Source organism: Pseudonocardia nigra, assembly GCF_019396355.1.
Lineage (GTDB): Bacteria > Actinomycetota > Actinomycetes > Mycobacteriales > Pseudonocardiaceae > Pseudonocardia > Pseudonocardia nigra.
On record NZ_JAHKRK010000057.1, the window covers coordinates 1 to 18,960 of the forward strand.

The window sequence follows — 18,960 nt, forward strand, 5'->3', positions numbered from 1 at the left end:
CACTTATCTGTGGCGGGAGCCCCGGTCAAGCACCAGTTCGTGATTGTTTGTTGTTCCTCGTCGTGTGGTGTGCCTGGCGGCGCCCCGGAGCCGGCGTCAAGGTGGAGCGCCCGTGGACGAACGACCTTGACGCCGGCGAGGAGCGCCGCATGCTCGGGTGCGACGAGGATCGTGTGTGGCGGCGTGGTCAGTTCATGGGTTGCTCACCCACCGATCGTGGTGGGGGCCGTCGCGGGGGCGGCGGGTGGTCGGGTTGGCCGCCGGGCGTGATGAGAGGGGGGTTCCGTGGGCGCCCCGGCTTATCTCGGTCCTCGAACCGGCGCATGGGTTCGGCGACATGATGATCGATGGGGTGTCCCACGGTGAGGTTGGCGGGTGGGCCGCTCGTTCTTTCGAGGCCGTCCAGCCGAGGGGCTGGCGGCAGTGCCTTCTCAGGAGCTGGCCGCACCAGGCATCAGGTGGTCGGGCAAGGTCCACGGACCCCCCGCGCTGCGACCGGCGGCCGTTGCCGGATCCGTGCCGGGTCAGGCGGCAGGTGCTGCTGCTCGGGCAGCGGGCCGGGCGGGCCGCCGTGGTGGCGGTGGTGGTGCCAGGGCCTCGTCGCCGAGGACGCGTAGCCGGTGGTAGCAGCGGCGGGCGAGCTTGCGGGCCACCGACAGCGCGGCGCGCTGCCCACCGAGCCGGTCGGTGACCTGGTTGTAGTAGGCGTGGTCCGGGCTGGCGGCGCGGGCGGCGCAGCGGCCGGCCTCATACAGGGCCCACCGCAGCAGCGGCACGCCTTGGCGCGACAGCCGCCCCGGTGAGCGTTTGCCGTCGGAGGAGTACACGGTGATGTCCAGGCCGCTGTGGCGCACCACATCGCGGGAGTGGGCGAACCGGCGGGCGTCGCCCATCTCGCACCAGATCACCACCGACAGCAACGCGCCGATGCCGAACTCGGCCTGCAATGCCCGGCAGCCGGGTTGGCGGCGGGCGAAACCCACCAGCTCACCGCGCACCCCGTCGATCTCGACGTCCAGGGCGTCGATCATCCGCAGGGCCACCGTGATGGCCTGGCGCGCGGCCGGGGTCAACCCCTCGATCCGGGCCAGCCGCGCCCGGTCCCCGACCAGCAGGTCGCGCTGCGCGGGGGCGCCCAGGTGATACAGGGTGGCGTGCATCCGCTGCTGCCAGCCGGTGCGCTGATCGGCCAGATCCTTGTACAGCCGGACCTTCGCCCGGGTCTCCAGCACCACCTGTGGTGGGATCCAGCATTCGGGCAGCCGCCCCTGCAGCAGCAGGTCCCGCAGGTGCCGGGCATCGATCCGGTCGGTCTTGGCGTGTCGGCGCCGCCCCCGCAACCCAGCCACGTCCGCCGGCTCGGCCAGGTGCGGGATCACCCCCGCGGCCTGGCACTCCTCGATCACGAACCGCCACCCCGTGCAGCCCTCGACCGCCAGCTCCACGTGCTGGCCGACGAACCCGGCCAGCCAACCGCGGAACAACTGCCGATCCGCCGGGCTGATCCGACCCCGCCGCAGCTCCCCGGTATCGGTGTCGACCACATCGAACGTGATCTGCTTCCGGTGCAGATCCAACCCGCCTACGATCGCCATCGGGACCTCCTCGAGCACCATCAGAACCACGGTCTGGTTCCCACGGGACCGATGTTTCCGTGCCGAGGGGGTCCCGCCACATGTCACCTTTCGAACGATAGGTGCGCGCACCAACGCATGTCTGGTGGCTGAACGCCGTCGCGAAGCAGGCGGACAGCCGCCAGTGGAAGAGCAGTGCCGTTCGCGCACGTCAGCGCCGCGGGAGCAGCGGGATCAGCACGGCGCCGACGACCACGTGCAGCGCCGCGAGCGTGGCCACCGCCGCCGCTCCCACGCCCTGGGCCAGTGGGCCGAGCAGTGACAGCAGCAGCACCGCGGTGGCCAGGACGCGCCAGATGCGCCCGGGCCGCGCGGTGGTGCGTTCGAGCACGGCGAGCAGCGCCCACCCGGCGAGGCCGGTGACGAGCGCCGCGACGGCCACGGCGCCGGCAGCGACCGGCGCGGGCTCCGGGCCCGTCCTCGCGAGCAGGTCGACGCCGGCGACCGGGACGGCGACCGCCCACACCGCGAGCGCGGTGGCGGTCCCGCCGAGCACCGCCAGCGCGCGGCGACGAAGGGGCGAAGGGGCGGTGGAGGTGGTGGATGTCGTCGTCATGCCGGTCACCCTCGCCGGAACGGCCGGGTCCGCGCATCGCTCCGCGGGCGGCAGGGGCTTCGACTTTGGTCGGTGCCGGGACCGCGGCCCGCCGCCCTACCCTCGCCGCGTGGATGCGATCCGGCTCTGGGTCACGGGCACGGCGGTGCTGGCCGCCGCCGGGCTCGCGGCGGCCAGCCTGGTCGGGAGCGTGGACGACCCCCGGCTGCTCGCCCCCGACATCGCCGTCGGCGTCGTGGCCAGCCTCGCGGTGGCGCTGCTGGTGCGGCCGCGTCCCGGGTGGCCGGTCGCGGTCGCGCTGGCGGGGCTCGCGGCGCTGTCGCCCGCCGCGACGCCCGCGTCCACCGTCGCGACGCTGCGGATCGCCCGCACCCACCCGTTCCCCACGGCGGTCGCGGTGGCGGCCGCCGGGGTCGCGGGGCACCTGCTGCGGTACCTGTGGCGGCCGACCAGCGGCCTCGGGTTCGGCTGGTGGGCGCTGCTCGTCGTCGTCGCGCACGCGGCGTTGCTCGGCCTCGGCGCCTACGCGCAGTCCCGGCAGGAGCTGATCCACTCGCTGCACGAACGGGCGCGCCGGGCCGAGGAGGAGCAGGCGCGCCGGGTCGCGGAGGCCCGGCTGCTGGAGCGCACGCAGATCGCCCGGGAGATGCACGACGTCCTCGCCCACCGGCTCTCGCTGCTGGCCGCCTACGCCGGGGCGCTGGAGTTCCGCCCGGACTCCTCGCCGGAGCGCCTGACCAGCGCGGCCGGGGTCGTCCGGGCGAGCGCGCACCACGCCCTCGACGAGCTGCGGGAGGTGATCGGGGTGCTGCGGGCCGAGCCGGACGCCGAGCCGGACCGCCCGCAGCCGACGATCGCGGACCTGCCGCTGCTCGTCGAGGAGTCGCGCGCCGCGGGCGTGCGGGTGGCCTTTCATGACGGCCTGCGGGTCGGGGAGGAGCTGCCGGGCAGCACCGCCCGCACCGTCTACCGGATCGTGCAGGAGGGCCTGACGAACGCGCGCAAGCACGCGGCGGGCCGGGAGGTGCGGGTGGAGCTGTGCGGCGGGGCCGGGGACGATGTCGTCGTGGAGATCACCAACCCGTTCCCGGACGGGCCGGCCACCGCCGTGCCCGGCAGTGGAACCGGCCTGGTCGGGCTCGCCGAGCGGGTGCAGCTCGCCGGCGGCCGCCTCGAGCACGGCCGGGCCGCGGGCCGCTTCCGCCTGCACGCCGCGCTGCCCTGGCCGGTGAGGTCGTGACGGCCGCGCCGGTGCGCGTCGTGATCGTCGACGACGACGCGCTCGTCCGCTCCGCGCTCGCGATGATGCTCGACGGCGCCCAGGGCATCGCCGTCGTCGCCGAGGCGGGCGACGGTGCCGAGGTGCCCGCCGTCCTGGACGCCCACCCGGCCGACGTGGTGCTGATGGACCTGCGGATGCCGCGGGTCGACGGGATCACCGCCACCGCCCGCGTGCGCGCGCGTCCCGACGCGCCGGAGGTGCTCGTGCTCACCACGTTCGACGCCGACGAGGGCGTGCTCCGCGCCCTGCGGGCCGGCGCGAGCGGGTTCCTGCTGAAGGACACCCCGCCCGCGCAGATCGTGGAGGCGGTGCTGCGCGTGGCGGCGGGCGACCCGATGTTGTCCCCGCAGATCACCCGGCGGTTGATGGAGCGGGCCGTGGACGGGGCCACCGCACGCGACCGCGCCCGGGTGGCGCTGGCGGCGCTGAGCGAGCGCGAGCGCGAGGTGGCCGTGGCCGTCGCGCGCGGGCGCTCCAACGGCGAGATCGGCAGCGAGCTGCACATGAGCGTGGCGACCGTGAAGGCGCACGTCTCGCACATCCTCACCAAGCTCGGCCTGGACAACCGCACCCAGATCGCGCTCCTGGCCCACGACGTCGAGCTGGCCTGAGCCGCCGTCAGCCCGAGGTCGCGTAGAGGTCGCGGCGGAACACTTCCTTGATCGAGAGCACGGCGAGGAAGGTGACCACCGACGTGCCGATGATGTAGAGCGAGACCGACCAGGCCGCGCCCGTCGCCGCGAGCAGCGCGGTCATGATGAACGGCGCCAGGCCGCCGGCGAAGACCGAGGCGAACTGGTAGCCGAGCGACGCGCCCGAGTAGCGGACGTCGGCGGGGAACATCTCGGCGTACAGCGCGGCCTGCGGCCCGTACATCGTGGCGTGGATGGTGAACCCGATGACCAGCGCCAGCAGCACCATCGGGACCGAGCCGGTGTCGATGAGCCAGAACAGCGGGAACGCGTACAGGCCCATCAGCACGGCGCCGGTGAGGAACAGCTTGCGGCGCCCCCATCGGTCGCTCAGCGCGCCGAACAGCGGAATCGTGATCACCTGGGTGGCCCCGGCGGCCATCACGCACACCAGCATCTCGGTGCGGCTTAGCCCGACCTCCGTCGTCCCGTAGTCGAGCAGGCCGCTGATCAGGATGTAGAAGACCGCGTTGACCACGAAGAACGCACCGGCGGCCTGCAGGATCTCGCGCCAGTAGCGGCGGACCGCCTCGCGGAGCGGCGCCTTACGCAGCCCAGCCGCGCGCTTCGTCGCCGCGGACTGCTCCCGCATCGCCTGGAACACCGGCGTGTCCTCGATCTTGAGCTGCACGTAGATGCCGATCACGACCAGCAGCAGCCCGGTCAGGAACGGCACGCGCCAGCCCCACGCGATGAACTGGTCCCCGGTCAGGTTCGCGGTCAGCAGCAGGAACATGACGTTCCCGGCGACCGCGCCGAAGATCGCGCCGGTCTGGATCAGGCTGCCGTAGAACCCGCGCCGTTCCACGGGAGCGTGCTCGGTGAGCAGCAGCGCGGCGCCACCCCACTGGGCGCCCACCCCGAGGCCCTGCACGAGCCGGGCCACCACGAGCAGCACCGGGGCCCAGACCCCGATGGCCGCGTAGTCGGGCAGCACCCCGATCGCGAACGTTGACACGCCCATCACGAGCATCGAGGCGACGAGCGGCGGCTTTCGGCCGAACCGGTCGCCGACGTGCCCGGCGATGATCCCGCCGAGCGGCCGGGCGAGGAACCCGACGGCGAAGGTCGCGAACGAGGCCAGGGTGCCGGCCACCGGGCTGGCCGACGGGAAGAACAGCGGCCCGAGGATGAGCGCTGCCGCCGTCGCGTAGATGAGGAAGTCGAACCACTCGAGCGCGGTCGCGAACACGGCGGCCGCCGCGAGCCGGCCCATCCGGGTCGGGGTGCGCCCCGGGTCGACGCTCTGCTGGGTCATCGGCGATCCCTCCATGCCGCCTCGACGCGGCGTCCGGCGTGATGAGTACGAACGCTCGTTCATACGCTAGCCCGACGGCGCGTCGCGCCACAAGTGGCGGGGGATCAGGCCGTGCCGGCGAGCGGCGCCTCGACCAGCGCCAGCGCGTAGCGGGCGTGCTGCTCGGCGAGCTGCCCGCGGGAGAGCCTGCCGCCTGGCCGGTACCAGGTGGACACCGACGAGCACAGCGAGACGATGCTGCGGGCGGCGTCGGCCGGGTAGGGCGTGCGGAACTCGCCGCTCGCCGCGCCCTGGGCGACGATCTCGGCGAACACCGCCTCCGTGCTGTCGCGGGCCGCGACCAGCCGTTCCCGGTCCGCCCCGGTCAGGTAGCGCACCTCGCTGATCGCGACGACTGCTGCGACCTGGTGGTCCACCACGAAGCCGACGTAGGCGCGCACGGCGTCGCGCAGGCGCGGCCCGGCGGCGTCGCCGGCCTCGGCCACGGCGCGCCGGACCCGTGCGTACAGCTCGTCGTTGGCGTGCCGGAGCACCTCGGCGAGCAGGCCCGACTTCGACGGGAAGTAGTTGTAGAGGTTGGACAGGCTGGTGCCGGCGCCGCGGGCGACGTCGCGCATCGAGGCGCCGTTGAAGCCCTTGTCACCGAACGCCGTCAGCGCGGCGTTGAGGATGGCCGCCTCGTTGCGCCGCCCGGTGCCCGCGATCAGGGCGGTCGGCGAGGAACGGTCGTTCATGACGGTCAGGCTACCGGTCCGGATCGGTGCTCCGGGGGAGCGCTTGACGGGCCGTCGGCCGGGTGGTTCAGTCGCTGCAAGAACGTTCGTTCACACCGAAGGAGCTGTGGTGTCGACAGCCCCCACGGATCCGCCGCCGGTGCGCATCGGCGAGGACCGGCACTTCGAGGACTTCGCGGTGGGCCAGCGGTTCACCAGCGGCCCGCGCGAGGTCACCGCCGCTGACCTCGCCGAGTTCACCCGGCTCAGCGGGGACGACCACCCGCTGCACACCGACCCCGCGTACCCGGCGGGGCCCGGCCGGCCGGTGCTGCAAGGGCCGTTCGGGCCGGCCGTCGCCATGGGGCTGGTGCAGCGGCTCGGCCTCGTCGGCGACGCGGTGCTCGGCCTGCTGGACACGCACTGGCACTACCGGCGGCCGGTGCACGTCGGTGACGTCCTGCGGCTCGAGATGACGATCGTGCGCTGCCGCCGCACCCGCCGCGCGGACCGCGGGGTGGTCACGCGCCACATGCGGCTCGTCGACGCCGAGGGCAGGGTGGTCCAGGAAGGCACCACCGCCGTGCTGCTCGCCGCCCGCGGCACCGGGCCGGACCCGGTGGGCCGCGACTTCGGCAGCGTCGCCTGGGGTGAGGCCCTCGCGGCCCGGCTCGGGCCGGGCACGGAGTTCGCCGAGGCCCTCGCGAGCTGGGACGGCACGATCGGCCTGCGGGCCGGTGACCACGAGGTACACCTGCGGGTCTACCGGGGCGCGGTGATCGAGGTGGCTGCCCGGTCGGCACTCGGTGCCTCGTTCACCGTGGAGGCCGACGAGCTGACGTGGACCGAGCTGATGGACGCCGAGACCAACGACTTCACCCGGCGGGCGATGGCCGGGCAGTTCGCCGTGCGCGGCAACGGCTACGAGTACCTGCGGCTGACGCGTCCGCTGAGCCTGGTCGTCGACGCCGCTCGGGCGCTCGCGGCCCAGCGGCGGGAGGCGGTCGCGTGATCGGGAACGGGCTCGAGGCGGGATACGCCGAGATCGGCGGCTCCCTCGCCTTCGTCGAGGCGGCGGGCGCCGGAGTCCCCGTGCTGTGCCTGCACACCGCCGGGCAGAGCGGCGTGCAGTGGCGCGGTGTCACCGCTCCCCTCGCGCAACGCGGGTACCGCGTCGTCGTCCCGGACCTGCCGGGCCACGGCCGCTCGGAGCCCGCGCCGGGCGGCCCCGTGACCGACCTGGGGGACTACGCCGCCTGGTGCGTCGAGCTGATCGACCGGCTCGGCCTCGAGCGGCCGTTCGTCGTCGGGTGCTCGATCGGGGGCAAGATCGCGCTCGACATCGCGGTCCGGATCGGCGATCGGCTCTCCGGCGTCGTCGCGATGGCGGCCGACGCCTGGACCGGAGGGCGGCCGAGCGTGCGCGGCCTGCGTCGCGAGCTCGCTGATGTCGCCGCACCCAGCCGCACCGACCGCACCCACCTCGGCACGCTCGCCGTCGTCGGGCGGTCCGTGCCGCCGGAGCGCGCCGAGCTGATCGCGACCATGCACCGCCGCGAGGACCCGGCCGTGTCCACGTCCGACCTCATCGGCTGGGCCACCCACGACCTGCGCGAGGCGCTGCCGGGGATCGCCTGCCCCGCATACCTCGTGGTGGGTGCCGACGACCTGTGGCTCGATCCCGACGCCGTGCGGTGGGCCGCCGCGCGGATCCCGGGCGCGCGCGCCACCGTGCTCGAGGGGATCGGGCACTACCCGATGGAGGAGATCGTGGACTTCGCGCCGGTGCTCGACGGCTGGCTGCAGGAGCTGACGACCGTTCCGGCGGGCGTTCGATGAGCGCGCCCGAGCAGGCGGGCCCTGACCAGCCGAGTACGGAGCCGCACCCGGTGTCGCAGCACCCGGCGGCCCCGGCGGACGATCCGCCGCGCGATCTGCCGGACCTGGTCGGCCGCCTGGTGCGCCGGCACGCGTCGGCGGTCGCCGCGATCGACAAGGGACCCGGCGGCGGCGACCTGCCCGTCACCCGCGGCGAGCTGTGGCTGCGGATCCGTACGCTGGCCGCCGAGCTCGCCGCCGCCGGCATCGGTCGCGGCGACTGCGTGGCCGTGTGGCTGCCGAACTGGACCGACGCGCTGGTCTGGCAGTTCGCGGTCGCCGCGCGCGGCGCGCACGTCATCGGGATCAACACGCGCTACAACGTCGACGAGGTCGCGCACGTCCTGCGGCGAGCCCGCCCGGCCGTCGTCGCGCTCGCGCACGACTTCCACGGGCTCGACCTGCTCACCCGCCTGCGCGCCGCGGTGGCCGCGGTCGACGCGCCCGCGCCCGCCGTCGCCGTGGTCCCGGGACCGGGCCGCCCGGGCGTGGCCGACCCGGCCGCCTCGGACGTGGGCGGCGGGGCGTGGACCCCGCGGCCGGTCGACACCGCGGTGCCGCAGCTCGAGCCGTCGGACCCGGCCGAGCTCGCCGTCGCGTTCACGACCTCCGGCTCCACCGGGATGCCCAAGCTCGCCGCGCACCGCGGGGCCGGCGTGCTCGCGCACGCGCTCGCCGACGCCGCGGCGATCGGCATCGCCGAGGGCGACGCCGTGCTGTGCGCGCTGCCGCTGTCGGGCGTGTTCGGCTACAACACGGCCATGGCGGCGCTCGCCGCCGGGGCGGTCTGCGTCCTGGAACCGGTGTTCGAGGCCGCCGCCGTGCTCGACGACATCGCCACCCACGGCGTCACGCACGTCGTCGGCGGGGACGACCTGCTGTTGCGGCTGCACGGGGCCTGGTCGGCCCGCCCCCGCGACCTGTCCACCTGGCGCTGGTGCGGCGTCGCCGACTTCCAGGGGCGCTCCCGGGAGCTCGCGGCCTGGTCGCGGGACGCGTTCGGCACCTCCACCTCGGGCGTCTACGGCTCGTCCGAGCTGTTCGCACTCACCGCGTTCTGGCCGCACGACGAACCCGAGCCGGGCCGCTGGGTCGGCGGCGGTCGGGTCGTCCACGCCGGGATCGAGGTGCGGGTGGCCGACCCGGTCACCGCGGAGGTGCTCGCGCCGGGGCAGGAGGGCGAGCTGCAGTTCCGCGGCCCCAACGTCGTCGACGCCTACCTCGGCGACCCGGACGCGGCGACGCGCGCCTTCACTGCCGACGGCTGGTTCCACAGCGGCGACCTCGGCGTGCTGGTCGACGACGGGGCGTTCGCCTACGTCTGCCGCATGGGCGACGCGCTGCGGCTGCGCGGGTTCCTCGTCGACCCCGCGGAGATCGAGTTCCGGCTCGCGGCGCACCCCGGCGTGCACACGGCCAAGGTCGTGGGCATCGAGGGCACCGACGGCGGCACCCGCGCGATCGCATTCGTCGTGGCCGAGCCGGCCGCCGACCCCGGCCCCGACGAGCTGCGGGAGTGGTGCGCCGCCGCGCTCGCGCGGTTCAAGGTGCCCGACGCGGTGCACGTCGTCCCGGAGATGCCCACGACGTCCGGCACGAACGGCGCCAAGATCCGCGCCGCGACGCTGCGGGAGTGGGCGCGGGAACGGCGCGGCGCAGCCGAGCCGGGCTGAGCTGCCGTCAGTCCGCGTGCTGCTCCAGGAACACCGCGACCTGCCGGACGTACTCGCCGTACTGCTCGACCGCGAGCGGGATCGCGGCGGCTACCCGGTCCCTGTCGACCTCGACATAGTTGTGGACGAGCACGTTGCGCATCCCGGCTGACGGCCGCAACGCGGCCGCCAGGTCCTTCTCGATCATTCCCGCCTCCGCGGCGAGTGTGAACGACGCCCCGTAGGTCTCGGGTGCGCGCCCGAGGGTCCCCACGGCGACATGGCTGTTGCCGGCGAAAGCGAGGTCGACGAGCAGCGTGAGGATCCGCTCGACGGCGAGCGCGGTGACCGCTCATCGGCCAACCGCCTGGCATCGACGGGGCCGAAGGCGACGAGCTGGTCGATCAGCTCGCCCATGTGGCGCAGCTTGGCGTGGACGGAGCGCCAGTCGATCGGCCGTGGGGTCATCGGGTCGCCCGGTAACCGGTCAACAACTCGAGATCCAGGCGCCGCATCGCGTCGGTCTCGATCCGCTCGCCGATCGCCGCGGTCTGGGCGGCGGCGTACCGACCCGGTGCGCTCTCGAACAACGGCACCGCGCCGACCAATGCCCGTTCGCGCAGGACCGGGCCTGCCCGGTTGAGGTGGGCAAGGTCGATCCGCTCCATGCCGGTGAGGTCGACGAGCGCGGTGACCAGCGCGACCGGGTCGAACGGCGCGCCCGGTTCACTGATCACGGCGATGTCGAGGTCGCGCGCTCCCGGCTCGCCGCGGGTAGCGCTGCCGAACGCGGACAGCACGCGTACCCCGTGGCGCGCGCACACGGCGTCGAGCTCGCCCGAATCGGCTGCCGAGCGCAGCCGGGCCAGGCCGTCCGCCGGAGTCGCCACATGGTCATCGTGTCACGGAGCACTTCGGAGCCGAAACGCTGTCGACGAGGACCGGCAACAGCACTACGGCTCCGAGGTGCGCCCGGAGTCAGGGGCGTGTGAAGCGCAGCGTCGCTATCCGGAACGGGCGCAGGGTCAGGCGGTCTCCGTCCAGGCACACCGGTTCCGGGAGCGGACGCTCCAGCAGGTCGGTCTCGACCGCGCCGGTGTGCTCGAAACCGACGGTGATCCTCGCTGTCGCGCGGGTGCCGTGCGACTCGTACAGCCGGACGACCACGTCCCCGCTGCCGTCCTCGGCCAGCTTCACGGCCTCGACGACCACCGCCGGGTCGTCCACCTGCACCAGCGGCGCGATTTCCCCCGCGCCGCGGACGGTGCGCAACGGCAGGTTCAGCCGGTAGCCCTCGGCCACCGCGTCGGCGATCGTGGCGCCCGCCCGCAGCGACACGGTCATGCGGTGTTCGCCCTGGTCCGCCGTCGGGTCGGGGAAGAGCGGCGCCCGCAGCAGCGACAGCCGCACGGTCGTGGTCGTGCCCCCGTCCGCCCGAGTGCTGCGGCCAACGTCGTGGCCGTAGGTGGAGTCGTTCGCGACGGCCACGCCGTAGCCGGGCTCGCCCACGTGCACCCACCGGTGCGCCACCGTCTCGAAGCGGGCGGCGTCCCACGAGGTGTTGGTGTGGGTGGCGCGGTGGACGTGGCCGAACTGGATCTCCGAGGTCGCCCAGTCGGCGTGCACGTCCAGCGGGAACGCGAGCTTGAGCAGCTTCTGCTGTTCGTGCCAGTCCACGTCGGTGACGATGTCGACCGACGGCGACCCCGCCCGCAGGCGCACGACCTGGGTGATCGTCGACGCGCCCGCCTTGCGCACGATCCGCACCGCGGCCGCGGCGGGGCCCCGCTCGACCACCGCGAGCTCGGCGACGTCCACCAGATCGCGCCCGTGGCGGCGGTAGTGCTCGTCGATGTCCCACGCGTCCCACTGCGTCGGGGTGTCGCGGTGCAGCTGCAGCAGGTTCGCCGTAGCGCCGGGCGGGACGAGCTCGCGGTCGGCCACCAGGTCGCGCACCGACGTGAGCAGACCGCGCGCGTCGACGACCGCCTCCACGAGCTCGTTGCCCAGCACGAAGCCTCCGGCTCGTGAGTGGATACGAGTGCTCGAGCACTCGTATCTACTCACGAGCGCGGCAGCGCCCATGGCCGGGACGCCATCGCGGGCGTACGGGCCGGCGTTGGCCGTGACCTCGGTGTCGCCCGCACCGGCCAGCGCCGCGAGCGAACGCGCGATCACCCCCTCCAGCTCCGCGGCGACGGTGGCGTAGTTGCGCTCCGCCTCCTGGTGCACCCAAGCGATCGACGTGCCGGGGAGGATGTCGTGGAACTGCTGCAACAGGACCGTGTGCCAGCACCGCTGCAGGAGCTCGGCGGGGTAGGGGGCGCCGGTGCGGACGGTCGCGGTGGCCGCCCACAGCTCGGCCTCGCGAAGCAGGTGCTCGCAGCGGCGGTTGCCCCGCTTCGTCCGCGCCTGCGAGGTGTACGTGCCGCGGTGGAACTCCAGGTACAGCTCGCCCGACCACACCGGTGGCCGCGGGTACTCGGCCTCCGCGGCGGCGAAGAACTCGGCGGGCGTCGTCATCCGGACGGTGGGCGAGCCCTCCAGCGACCGGGTGCGCTCCGCGGCGGCCAGCATCTCCCGCGTGGGCCCGCCGCCGCCGTCGCCCCACCCGAAGGGCACCAGCGAGGTGTTGGCCCGCCCCTTCTCGGCGTACTGGCGCTGGGCGCGGGCCAGCTCGAGCGCCGACAGCTCCGAGTTGTAGGTGTCGACCGGCGGGAAGTGCGTGAAGACCTGCGTGCCGTCGATGCCCTCCCAGGCGAACGTGTGGTGCGGCATCACGTTCGTCTCGTTCCAGGAGATCTTCTGCGTCAGGAACCAGCGGGCGCCCGTCGCCTTGATGATCTGCGGCAGCGCGGCCGAGTAGCCGAACGAGTCGGGCAGCCACACCTCCGGCGGCTCCACGCCCAGCTCTTCGGCGAAGAACCGCCGGCCCGCCACGAACTGGCGCGCGAGTGCCTCGCCGCCGGGCATGTTGGTGTCCGACTCCACCCACATGCCCCCGACCGGCACGAACCGGCCCTCGGCCACGCGGGCCTTCACGCGCTCGAACAGCTCCGGCTGGTGCTCCTGCAACCACGCGTACTGCTGGGCCGACGACGCCGCGAACACGAACTCGTCGTTCTCCTCCATCAGCGACAGCACGTTGGCGAACGTCCGGGCGACCTTGCGCACGGTCTCGCGCACCGGCCACAGCCAGGCGGAGTCGATGTGGGCGTGGCCGACGGCGTGCACTCGGTGGGCGCTCGGGTAGGCCGGGCTCGCGAGGACCTCGGCCAGCTCGGCCCGGCCGAGCGCGGCGGTGCCCGCCACGTCGTCGGGGTCGACCGCGTCCACGGCCCGTTCCAGGGCCCGCAGCACCTCGGCGCGGCGGGGCAGGTCCGCGGGCAGCTCGCCGACCAACCCGGACAGCGTCCACATGTCCTGCGTCAGCTCCCACACCTCGACGTCGAGCAGGGCGACGTCGACAACGGCGAGCCGGTAGATCGGGTCATCGCCCGCGGTCAGTGGGTCCCCGAGCGGGGTGGGCGCGTAGGTCCAGTGCCCGGGGGTGTTCGGGTTCGAGGCCGCCTCGACGTAGAGGTCGACCGCCGAGCCGGCGCCGCCGGGCAGCGGCACGTGCGCGTTGCGCGGCTCGACGGCGGCCACGACCACGCCGTCGGGGGTGTAGGCCAGCCCCTCGGCCTGGAACCCGGGCTGGGCTCCGGTGAACCCGAGGTCGACGACGAGCTCGGTCCGCGTACCGGGGTCGGTCCAGCCGGCCGGGACCTCGCCGGTGACCCGGAACCACACCGTGCCCCACGGCCGCCCCCACGGGGAGCCGACCGCGAACGGGGCGAACTCCTCGCCCACCGCCTCGGCGAACGGGACGGGCTCCCCGGGCGCAGTCCACGCCGTGACCGTGGCGGGGACGCGCTCGCGGTACATCGCGGGGTGCAGCCGCTCCCGGACGAAGCGGGCGATCCGGGGGACGACCAGCAGCGAGGTGTCGTGCACGGCCCCCATTGGATCAAGTGACGGGCCCGGGGTAAACGTCACGCGCGGGCCCACCGCTTGGCGGTAGCATCGAGGGGTCCCACGAGCAGATGTAGAAGGCAGGCGGCTTACTCCTTGACTGGTACCGAACCCGGCTCCGTCCAGTCCCGCATGGCCGTTCCCGACGCTGCTCTGCTCGCGCTGCTCGGCTCGCGCGACGAGAGCCTGCGCGTCGCCGAGGAGATGCTCGCCGCCGACGTCCACGTCCGCGGCAACGAGCTCACCCTCTCCGGCACCCCGGCCGACGTGGCGTTCGCTGAGCGCGTCTTCACCGAACTGATCATGCTGGCCGAGCGCGGGCAGCAGGTGTCCACCGACGCCGTGCGCCGCACCGTCGAGATGCTCGGCGACGGCGAGGCCGACGAGCGTGCGCGGATCGGCGAGTCGCCCGCCGAGGTGCTGAGCCTCGACATCCTGTCGCGGCGCGGCAAGACCATCCGGCCCAAGACGCTCAACCAGAAGCGCTACGTCGACGCGATCGACGCGCACACGATCGTCTTCGGCATCGGGCCTGCGGGAACCGGCAAGACCTACCTCGCGATGGCGAAGGCCGTGCAGGCGCTGCAGGCCAAGATGGTCAACCGCATCATCCTGACGAGGCCGGCGGTCGAGGCGGGGGAGCGGCTGGGCTACCTGCCCGGCACGCTCTACGAGAAGATCGACCCGTACCTGCGGCCGCTGTACGACGCGCTGCACGACATGATCGACCCCGAGTCGATCCCGAAGCTGATCGCCGCCGGCACCATCGAGGTGGCGCCGCTGGCGTACATGCGTGGCCGGGCGCAACCGGTCACCACGAAGGTCCTCACGCCGGACGGCCTCCGCCCCATCGGCGAGCTCGAGGTCGGCGACCTGGTGGTCGGGTCGAACGGCGAGCCGACACCGGTGCTCGGCGTGTACCCCCAGGGCGAGAAGGACATCTACCGCGTCACGGCCCAGGACGGGGCGTCGACGCTGTGCTGCGGCGAGCACCTCTGGACGGTGCGTACGGCGTCGGACCGGCGCCGTGACAAGCCATGGCGGGTGCTCGAGACGCGGGAGATGATCGGCAACCTGCGCGCCGCACACGCCCGCCGCTACGAGCTGCCGCTGCTCAGCGCGCCGGTGCAGCACCCCGAGCGCGCTGTACCGATGGACCCGTACGCGCTCGGCCTGCTGCTGGGCGACGGTTGCCTGACCGGTGCCACCACGCCCAGCTTCGCCACGGGCGATCCGGAGCTCGCGGTCGCACTCGGTGCCGCGCTGCCGGGCATCGCGGTCCGGCACAAGGACCGCCACGACTACGTCCTGAACCGGGTGCGCGCCGCCGGCGAGGTCATCACGCTGGAGAACCCGGTGACGGGTGCGCTGCGAGCGCTCGGCCTGCTCGGCACCCGCTCGCACACGAAGTTCGTGCCCGAGGTCTACCTCCACAACACCCCCGCGGTCCGCCTGGCGGTACTCCAGGGGCTCCTCGACACCGACGGCGGGCCGGTCACCCAGTCCGACCGCACCTGCCGCATCCAGTACACGACAACCTCGCCTCGCCTGCGGGACGGAGTGGTCGAGCTGGTGCGGTCGCTCGGCGGGATCGCGTACGTGCGATGCCGCCCGGCCGAGGGCCGGACGCCGGGGCGGGCGAACGGGCGTGATGTCGCTTACCGCCGCGACGCGTACGTGATCGACCTGCGCCTGCCGGGGGGTGTCGAGCCGTTCCAGCTCACCCGCAAGCGTGAGAAGTACCTGGCCGCAGGGGGCGGGGGGCGCCCGATGCGCTTCATCGACCGCATCGAGCCCGCCGGCCGGGCGGAGGCGGTGTGCATCCAGGTGGCGGCGGCGGACTCGCTGTATGTCACCGAGGACCACCTGCTGACGCACAACACGCTCAATGACGCCTTCATCATCCTCGACGAGGCGCAGAACACCACGCCCGAGCAGATGAAGATGTTCCTCACCCGGCTCGGGTTCGGCTCGAAGATCGTGGTGACCGGCGACATCACGCAGGTCGATCTGCCCGGCGGCACCCGCTCCGGGCTCACCGTGGTCCGCGACATCCTCGGCGACGTCGACGACGTGCACTTCGCACAACTGTCGAGCACCGACGTCGTCCGGCACCGGCTGGTGGCCGACATCGTCGACGCCTACGCCCGCTGGGACGCCGGGAACGAGCGGCCGAACCTGCGGGCCGCCGCGCCGCGCACCGGCCCGCAGCAGGACCGGCGCTCCCGCAGGCGCTGACCGGGCCACCTGCACCCGGCGTTCGGGTGCAGGTGGTTGCCCGATCGGGTGATCACGGCCAGGATCACCTGTCGTGAAGCCTCCACACCGCACCGTGATCCTGGGCGCGCTCGCGGGCCTGCTCGCTGTGTCCCTCGTCGCGCAGCCCGCGGCCGCGGCGGAGCCGCCCGCCGACTTCGGCCCGGGCCTCGAGCGGTTCCTCGACCAGGAGCTGCAGTGGGGCCCGTGCGACGACTTCGCGCGCAGCGAGCAGGAGGCGCAGGCGCTGGCCGACCCGCGGTTCGACTGTACCTTCCTCGAGGTGCCGCTGGACTACTCGGATCCCGGCGGCGAGGTGGCCCGGATCGCGATGCTGCGGCAGAAGGCGCTCGACCCGGAGGCGCGGATCGGGTCGGTGTTCACCGACCCCGGCGGGCCGGGCGGTTCCGGCGTGAGCTTCCTGCCCGTGCTGGCGAGCCTGATCGGTGAGGGTGAGCTCGCCCAGAAGTTCGATCTCATCGGCTTCGACCCGCGCGGTGTCGGGTTCAGCGAGCCGACGATCGACTGCTCGAACGCCGCGGAGATCGACGCCGAGCGCGCCGACCTCGACATCGACCCTTCGCCGGAGGGCGTCGCGCAGACCGAGGCCGAGTACCGCGAGTTCGCGCAGCGCTGCGTCGAACGGGTGGGGCTCGACGTGCTCGCCAACGTCGGCACCCGCGATGTGGCGCGCGACCTGCGGATCGCCCACCAGGTGGTCGGTGACGAGCAGCTGACCTACGTCGGCTACTCCTACGGCACGCAGATCGGGGCCGAGTTCGCCGACCAGTTCCCGGAGGCCGTGCGCGCGATGGTGCTCGACGGCGCGGTCGACCCGGCACAGGACCCGGTCGAGTCCCGCCTCACCCAGGCCCGCGGGTTCCAGCGGGCGTTCGAGAACTTCGCCGCGTGGTGCGCAGGCCAGGCCGAGTGCCCGCTCGGCACCGACCCGGCGGCGGCGTCGGCGCAGCTGCAGGAGCTGGTCCGCCCACTCATCACCACGCCGATCCCGGCCCAGGAGACCCGGGAGCTCGGCTACAACGACGCCATGCTCGGGGTCATCACGGCGCTGTACTCCGAGGCGCTGTGGCCGGTCCTTCAGGAGGGCCTCGTGGGGCTCGCCCAGGGCGACGGCAGCATCCTGCTCGCGCTGTCGGACGCCTACTACGAGCGCGCGCCCGACGGCACCTACAGCAACCTCCTCGAGGCCTTCCAGGTGATCAACTGCGCCGACACCGAAGGGCTGATGGACCGCGACCTCGCGCTCGAGATCAGCAGGCGCTCCCTCGAGATCGCCCCGTTCTACGACCCGGGCACCGGGCCGTCCCCGGCGCTGGAGCTGTGCTCGTTCTGGCCGGTGCCGCCCACGAGCGAGCCCGGCCCGGTAGAAGCACCCGAGCTGCCCACGGTGCTCGTCGTCTCGTCGACCGGCGACCCCGCCACCCCGTACGAGGACGGCGTGGCCCTGGCCGAGCAGCTCGACGCCCTGCTGCTGACCGTGGAGAACGACGGCCACACCGTCGCCCTGCAGGGCACGAACACCTGCGCCGACCAGATCGCCGTGCGCTACCTGGTGGACCTGACGCTCCCGGCGTCGGACACCACCTGCCCCCGCGAGCCGCAGCCGGCCCCGGCCCCGTAGCCCTCGGCGCACCATGCGCCCCGTGTCGGCCCGTGCGCCCCGTCGATGGGGGGCATCGGCGGATACGGGGTGCATGGGCTCAGGGGCGCGGGAAGTAGCGGTCGAGCATCTCGTTGCGGAACTTGCCCGAGGGGTCGTACTCGCCCATCAGCCGCTCGAAGTCGGGCAGCCGGTCGTAGAGCGGGCGCACCGCGGCGGGGTCGGTCGTGAACACCTTGCCCCAGTGCGGCCGCGGCGCGAACGGCTCGAGTGCGGCCTCCACCGCCGTCACGACGGGGAGCACGGCGTCGGTATCGGGGAGCCACGTGAAGTGCAGCGCCACGCTGTGGCGGTCGTACGCGGGGGAGAGCCACAGGTCGTCGGCGGCGACGGAGCGGACCTCCGCGCACTGCAGGACGGGCGCGATCTGCTCGCGGATCCGGTCGAGGGCGCGCAGCGCGTCGGAGACGGCGGTGCGTGGCACGAGGTACTCCGACTGCAGCTCGTCGCCGCTGCTCGGGGTGAACTCCAACCGGAAGTGCGGCAGCCGCTGGTGCCACGGCCCGGGCTCGCCGCCCTGCTGCGTGCAGTGCACCGGGTCCATCCCGCGCACCATGTGCACCGGATCGCTCGCCTCCGTGGTGCCGAGCCAGCCCGCTGCCGGCGGCTCCTCGTCGGCGCGCTGCTTGAGCCACACCTGCTCGAAGCCCTCGCCTCGCCAGTAGGTGAACAGGCTGACGCTGTAGCCCGAGGCGAGCACCTCGTCGACGGCGTCGAGGTCGGGCAGGCCCTCCAGCACGCGCTGGCGCACCTCGAAGGTGGGCACCACGTCCAGCGTCAGCGACGTGACGATGCCGAGCGCGCCGAGGGCGACGACCGCGCCGGGGAAGTCGGCGTCGCCGCGGCGGAGGGTGCGCAGTCCGCCGTCGGCGCCGACGAGCTCGATCGCCGAGACGGCCGAGGCCAGCGCGCGGTTGCCGTCGCCGGAGCCGTGGGTGCCCGTGGAGCACGCGCCCGCGATCGAGATGTGGGGCAGCGAGCCGAGGTTGGGCAGGGCGAACCCGGCCTCGTGCAGCCGCCCGGTGACCTCGCCGTAGCGCATCCCCGCCGAGACGGTGACGGTGCGCGCGTCGGCGTCGATGCGGACCGAGGACGGGAGGTCGGCGAGCACCACCTGGTCGCCGGTGGTGTCGGCGATCCGGCTGAACGAGTGGCCCGTGCCCAGCGCGCGCACGTGGTTGCTGCGCGCCACCAGTTCCTGCAACTGTTCGACCGAACGGGGCCGGTGCAGTGCCCGGGCTCCGAACACGATGTTGCCCGCCCAGTTCGTGGTGACCATGCGGGAGAACCTACCGACGGCCACCGACTACCCTGGACGCGTCCCATCCTCCCCGTAGAGCAGAG

At 73.7% G+C, this 18,960-nt stretch carries 13 protein-coding genes and 4 pseudogenes; 9 read left to right on the forward strand and 8 right to left on the reverse strand.

Features of this window, described 5'->3' with window-relative positions; all coding sequences use genetic code 11:
* Window positions 1-524: 524 nt before the first annotated feature.
* Together KME75_RS16485 and KME75_RS16490 are read right to left on the reverse strand one after the other, a co-directional pair.
* Window positions 525-1,595 carry an IS110 family RNA-guided transposase gene (locus tag KME75_RS16485; protein WP_219415713.1) on the reverse strand — a complete coding sequence of 357 codons (1,071 nt, stop codon included), beginning with the start codon at window positions 1,593-1,595 and terminating at the stop codon, window positions 525-527.
* Window positions 1,596-1,785: 190 nt separating this feature from the next.
* Window positions 1,786-2,190 (reverse strand): DUF6069 family protein, encoded by a 405-nt coding sequence (locus KME75_RS16490; RefSeq protein ID WP_219415714.1) that lies wholly within the window; start codon window positions 2,188-2,190, stop codon window positions 1,786-1,788.
* A 109-nt stretch (window positions 2,191-2,299) separates the two neighbouring features.
* On the opposite strand from KME75_RS16490, the gene KME75_RS16495 reads away from it, so the two are divergent.
* Both KME75_RS16495 and KME75_RS16500 read left to right on the forward strand, forming a co-directional pair.
* Entirely contained in the window at window positions 2,300-3,430 is a 1,131-nt protein-coding gene (locus KME75_RS16495; protein ID WP_308282828.1) for a sensor histidine kinase, read from the forward strand.
* A complete protein-coding gene (locus tag KME75_RS16500) occupies window positions 3,427-4,083 on the forward strand; it encodes a response regulator (RefSeq protein ID WP_308282829.1) in 657 nt (218 codons plus the stop codon). The genes KME75_RS16495 and KME75_RS16500 overlap by 4 nt, the downstream gene beginning before the upstream one ends.
* Window positions 4,084-4,090: 7 nt before the next feature.
* Here KME75_RS16500 and KME75_RS16505 read toward each other — a convergent pair whose 3' ends face one another.
* Both KME75_RS16505 and KME75_RS16510 read right to left on the reverse strand, forming a co-directional pair.
* A complete protein-coding gene (locus KME75_RS16505; protein ID WP_219415715.1) occupies window positions 4,091-5,422 on the reverse strand; it encodes an MFS transporter in 1,332 nt (443 codons plus the stop codon).
* A gap of 104 nt (window positions 5,423-5,526) precedes the next feature.
* On the reverse strand, window positions 5,527-6,156 hold the full coding sequence (locus KME75_RS16510; RefSeq protein WP_219415716.1) for a TetR/AcrR family transcriptional regulator: 630 nt from the start codon (window positions 6,154-6,156) through the stop codon (window positions 5,527-5,529).
* Window positions 6,157-6,265: 109 nt separating this feature from the next.
* Between KME75_RS16510 and KME75_RS16515 the strand changes: the two genes are divergently transcribed.
* The 3 genes from KME75_RS16515 to KME75_RS16525 are packed head-to-tail and all read left to right on the forward strand — an operon-like array spanning window position 6,266 to window position 9,686.
* Complete coding sequence (locus KME75_RS16515; RefSeq protein ID WP_219415717.1) at window positions 6,266-7,147, forward strand: MaoC/PaaZ C-terminal domain-containing protein; 882 nt, start codon at window positions 6,266-6,268, stop codon at window positions 7,145-7,147.
* Window positions 7,144-7,974 (forward strand): alpha/beta fold hydrolase, encoded by an 831-nt coding sequence (locus tag KME75_RS16520; protein WP_308282830.1) that lies wholly within the window; start codon window positions 7,144-7,146, stop codon window positions 7,972-7,974. Before KME75_RS16515 ends, KME75_RS16520 begins: the two co-directional genes overlap by 4 nt.
* Window positions 7,975-8,024: 50 nt before the next feature.
* Window positions 8,025-9,686, forward strand: a complete 1,662-nt coding sequence (locus KME75_RS16525; protein ID WP_308282831.1) for an AMP-binding protein — start codon at window positions 8,025-8,027, stop codon at window positions 9,684-9,686.
* A gap of 7 nt (window positions 9,687-9,693) precedes the next feature.
* On the opposite strand, the pseudogene hepT reads toward KME75_RS16525, so the two are convergent.
* The 3 genes and pseudogenes from hepT to KME75_RS16540 all read right to left on the reverse strand — a co-directional run.
* Window positions 9,694-9,999 (reverse strand): annotated as a pseudogene (hepT, locus tag KME75_RS16530) (type VII toxin-antitoxin system HepT family RNase toxin); the annotation flags it as partial.
* 130 nt (window positions 10,000-10,129) lie between these two features.
* Window positions 10,130-10,555, reverse strand: a complete 426-nt coding sequence (locus KME75_RS16535; protein ID WP_219415719.1) for a nucleotidyltransferase family protein — start codon at window positions 10,553-10,555, stop codon at window positions 10,130-10,132.
* Window positions 10,556-10,643: 88 nt separating this feature from the next.
* Window positions 10,644-13,670 (reverse strand): alpha-mannosidase, encoded by a 3,027-nt coding sequence (locus KME75_RS16540; RefSeq protein ID WP_246632224.1) that lies wholly within the window; start codon window positions 13,668-13,670, stop codon window positions 10,644-10,646.
* Between the two features lie 141 nt (window positions 13,671-13,811).
* On the opposite strand from KME75_RS16540, the pseudogene KME75_RS45935 reads away from it, so the two are divergent.
* The 4 genes and pseudogenes from KME75_RS45935 to KME75_RS16550 all read left to right on the forward strand — a co-directional run.
* Window positions 13,812-14,480 (forward strand): annotated as a pseudogene (locus tag KME75_RS45935) (PhoH family protein); the annotation flags it as partial.
* Between the two features lie 351 nt (window positions 14,481-14,831).
* A pseudogene (locus KME75_RS45940) lies at window positions 14,832-15,278 on the forward strand (LAGLIDADG family homing endonuclease); the annotation flags it as partial.
* A gap of 282 nt (window positions 15,279-15,560) precedes the next feature.
* Window positions 15,561-15,917, forward strand: a pseudogene (locus tag KME75_RS43230) (PhoH family protein); the annotation flags it as partial.
* Window positions 15,918-15,990: 73 nt separating this feature from the next.
* Window positions 15,991-17,577, forward strand: coding sequence for an alpha/beta hydrolase (locus KME75_RS16550; protein ID WP_308282832.1), 1,587 nt, complete (start codon window positions 15,991-15,993; stop codon window positions 17,575-17,577).
* A gap of 79 nt (window positions 17,578-17,656) precedes the next feature.
* On the opposite strand, the gene KME75_RS16555 is transcribed toward KME75_RS16550, so the two are convergent.
* The gene (locus KME75_RS16555) at window positions 17,657-18,895 is read right to left on the reverse strand and encodes a D-arabinono-1,4-lactone oxidase (RefSeq protein WP_219415722.1); all 1,239 of its coding nucleotides are present in this window, start codon (window positions 18,893-18,895) and stop codon (window positions 17,657-17,659) included.
* Window positions 18,896-18,960 lie beyond the last annotated feature (65 nt).